Raw genomic sequence first — 3,085 nt, forward strand, 5'->3', positions numbered from 1 at the left:
TTCTCCGCCATCTGCGTCATCAACTACCAGCAAAGCGTGGCTTCCGTGCACGAAGCGATGAGCAACGCCATCGCGTTCACGGAGTCGAAGGGTCACGCGCTGACCGACGGCGACGCCCAAGGTCAGGAAGGTGCGCGGGAAGAAGACACGGGCGATCCCGGGCAAGATGCGGGCGACCCTGGGCAAAGTCAGGGGCAGGACGCGGGCAACCCCGGCGACCAGGCGGACGGGGACCAGGAAGACGACGGCGCGCGACATGGCACCCCTCCGCAAATCGGCGGCGGACCTGCGGGAAGTGGGCCGCATGTCCCTGTGGCCGTGTATCGCATCCTCAAGAGCGGCAGCTACGCGCTCGCAGGGTCGGCGGCTTCCGCGTCGATTGCAGACGACGTGCTCGAGAAGGCGATATCCCAGCTCGCGGACGCTCCCGATGGTTCGGGAGAGCTCTCCGACCTTGGATTATTCTACGAGAAGCACACTTCCGACACCGGCATCGCGCGCGTCGCGTTCGCCGATGTCAGCTCTGCGAACGGATGGCAGACCCTTGCGCTCACCCTCGCGGCCGTCGGCGTGGTCGCGCTCGCCATCTTCTTCGTGATCAGCGTGTTCTTCTCGCGCTGGGCCCTGCGCCCGGTGAAGCGCGCGTGGGAGCAGCAGCGGCAGTTCGTGGCCGACGCCTCGCATGAGCTGAAGACCCCGCTCACCGTCATCCTCGCGAACACGTCGATCCTCATGTCGCATCCCGAGCGCATCATTGCAAGCCAAAGCCACTGGGTCGAAAGCACGCAAGCGGAAGGCGAGCGCATGCAGGGGCTCGTGGCCGACCTGCTGCTCCTCGCGCGCCTCGACGCCGAGGAGACCGACATCGTGAAATCGAAGCCGAAAGAGCGCATCGACCTGTCGAACCTGGTGGAAGGCGAGCTTTTGCAGTTCGAATCGGTGGCATTCGAGCGCGCCATCGAACTGGAAAGCGACGTGGACGAGGGCATCGCCGTGCAGGGATCGATCGAGCGCCTGCGCCGCCTGGTCACGACGCTTCTCGACAACGCGTGCAAGTACGCCGGCGACAACGGGAAAGTGCGCGTCGAGCTGCATGCGCAGAGTGGCAGCGCACGATTCGTCGTGCACAACACGGGGTCGCTCATCTCGGCGGAGGATCTGCAGCACGTGTTCGACCGCTTCTACCGCGCCGACAAAGCACGCACAAGCGGCGCAGGCGGCTTTGGCCTGGGGCTTTCCATCGCGAAAGAAGTCGCGGAAGAGCACGGCGGCACGATAACCGCGAAGAGCAGCGACGAAGAGGGCACCACCTTCACGGCAACCCTGCCGATTGCGTAACCGGCCCGCACGGAGCAAGAGGCATCCTTGCAAGCGGGCTGCTCGACCCTCGAAATAACAATCGCGCCCAAAAGGCGCCCGTCACATTCTCTCAAGAACTCGCGCGCAGTTTTGTGCGACTTCGTCCTCCAGCGAAGTCAGGACATCTTCCGCATCCCGAAAATCTTCGCCACGCGCTTCGGACGCGACTTCGCGCAACGCCCCAGGAACGAGCTCTGCCATAGTCGCAAGCCTTCCGCAAAGCAAATCCGAATCGAGGCCAATCTCCTCAAGGTCGCAATCCTCGACCATCTTTCTCACGTTTTTCGCACTGAGCATTCCAAACCTGTTTTCACCGCCAATAGACAACGCAGCGCGCAAAGGCTTCCGCTTCGATGGCGCCAAAGAACGATAAGGGGCAATCGACGCAACGTCATAGAGGGGCGCAATTCTCACGTCATTAGGAGAGAGAAACATGAGCGAGTGATTTTTCGCATGCGCATCCGTTGCGCCGATGAGATAGTTGAAGAAGGTAAAGAGAATGAAGCGGTAGACGTTTTCCCGCGCATTCTTCCCCGTCGCCTTTAGCAAGTCGATTATCTGCGGCGTCGTCGGCCCTCCTTGCTCGGCATATTTTGCGTCGGGCATAACGGCGAGCGCCTGGCAAAGATCTTCTTGATGGATTCGCAGAACGCGTCCCTTCTCGTCTCGCACGCGATCGTAGCGCTTTATTACGACAGCAGGTTCGCTGCCGAACATGCGGAAATCCACTTCAGCCGCGGGCAAGCCGACTTTCGCAGCCGCTCGCATCGAAGCAAACTCGACAAGTGCCTGGTTGTTCATTCCAGCCACCCCTGGCTTTACGATATGCGTCGAGGCCGCCGCGCCCGAACAATCGAACCACTTGCCATCTTGTTCGCGCAAAGTGAATTTAGCCTGGCAGCCCGCAAGTGACCAGCGGCCCTCCGTTTCCGATCCGTCAACCCATGCAGCCGCGGCATTCCTCCGCACAGCAGCAAGCTTCTCTTCAACATCTTCGTCAGTCAGCGGCATCAAGTCGCGCTGCTCGTCTTCCGAGGGCAAGGTTGTCCCTCGCTGGCAAACCTGAACAGCGCCTGGACAATCAAGCCCAATTGCGCCGAGCAGGCGAAATGGGTTGTTCGGGGATATCCCATACCGAAGGCCGATTGCATTCCGAGTGCTCTGCTCATCAGGAAGAAGCCCCATAAGATACGGACGAACGACCCGATCGCCATTCCTCTGAAGTCCAACCGGCATCGACAGCGATAAGGGAACCCCTTGATACTCCGAGTCGTATTCAAACGATAATCCACCGTGGCCGTCCTCGGCGAGCCTTCCGCTGAAGACGCCCGTAATATATACGTCTAGATAGCTATATGCCGTCGTCATTTTTCGTTTCCCCCGTCGAGGCTCCAGATGTCAGCCATCTTCAGTTCGGGAAGTTCAATCGACGACTCGAGAGCAGTCGGCGGTTCAAGCGGCTTATCAAGATCGACTGACATGTCCATCTCGAGGGCATCAAGCAGCTTCAAGTAGTTCCCCAATCCGAAGTTCTCGCTTTCCCCCTGTTCAAGAGCATAAATAGTGCGAGCCCCTATACCTGTTTGCTTCGCCAGAAAAGCCCGAGAGATTCCGCGCTCCTCGCGAACCCGTCTAATGATGCTTCCCGCCGCTTCCGCACTCGCAACCTTGCCCATGAGAACCTCTTTTCGCCATATATTGCAATACGCAGTATATGGCGATTCGC

Annotated in this window: 3 protein-coding genes; 1 reads left to right on the forward strand and 2 read right to left on the reverse strand. The window is 59.8% G+C overall.

Translation table 11 applies throughout. The features are described 5' to 3' along the window. On the forward strand, positions 1–1,338 hold a 1,338-nt coding region (locus Q0I65_RS09565), incomplete at its 5' end, for an ATP-binding protein (RefSeq protein WP_296062909.1). Positions 1,339–1,419: 81 nt separating this feature from the next. Here Q0I65_RS09565 and Q0I65_RS09570 read toward each other — a convergent pair. Continuing rightward, the gene (locus Q0I65_RS09570) at positions 1,420–2,727 is read right to left on the reverse strand and encodes a type II toxin-antitoxin system HipA family toxin (protein ID WP_296062911.1); all 1,308 of its coding nucleotides are present in this window, start codon (positions 2,725–2,727) and stop codon (positions 1,420–1,422) included. Further along, on the reverse strand, positions 2,724–3,035 hold the full coding sequence (locus Q0I65_RS09575; protein ID WP_296062913.1) for a helix-turn-helix transcriptional regulator: 312 nt from the start codon (positions 3,033–3,035) through the stop codon (positions 2,724–2,726). The genes Q0I65_RS09570 and Q0I65_RS09575 overlap by 4 nt, the downstream gene beginning before the upstream one ends. Between the last annotated feature and the right edge of the window lie 50 nt (positions 3,036–3,085).

Source organism: uncultured Ellagibacter sp. (assembly GCF_934643285.1).
Taxonomy (GTDB): Bacteria; Actinomycetota; Coriobacteriia; order Coriobacteriales; family Eggerthellaceae; genus Ellagibacter.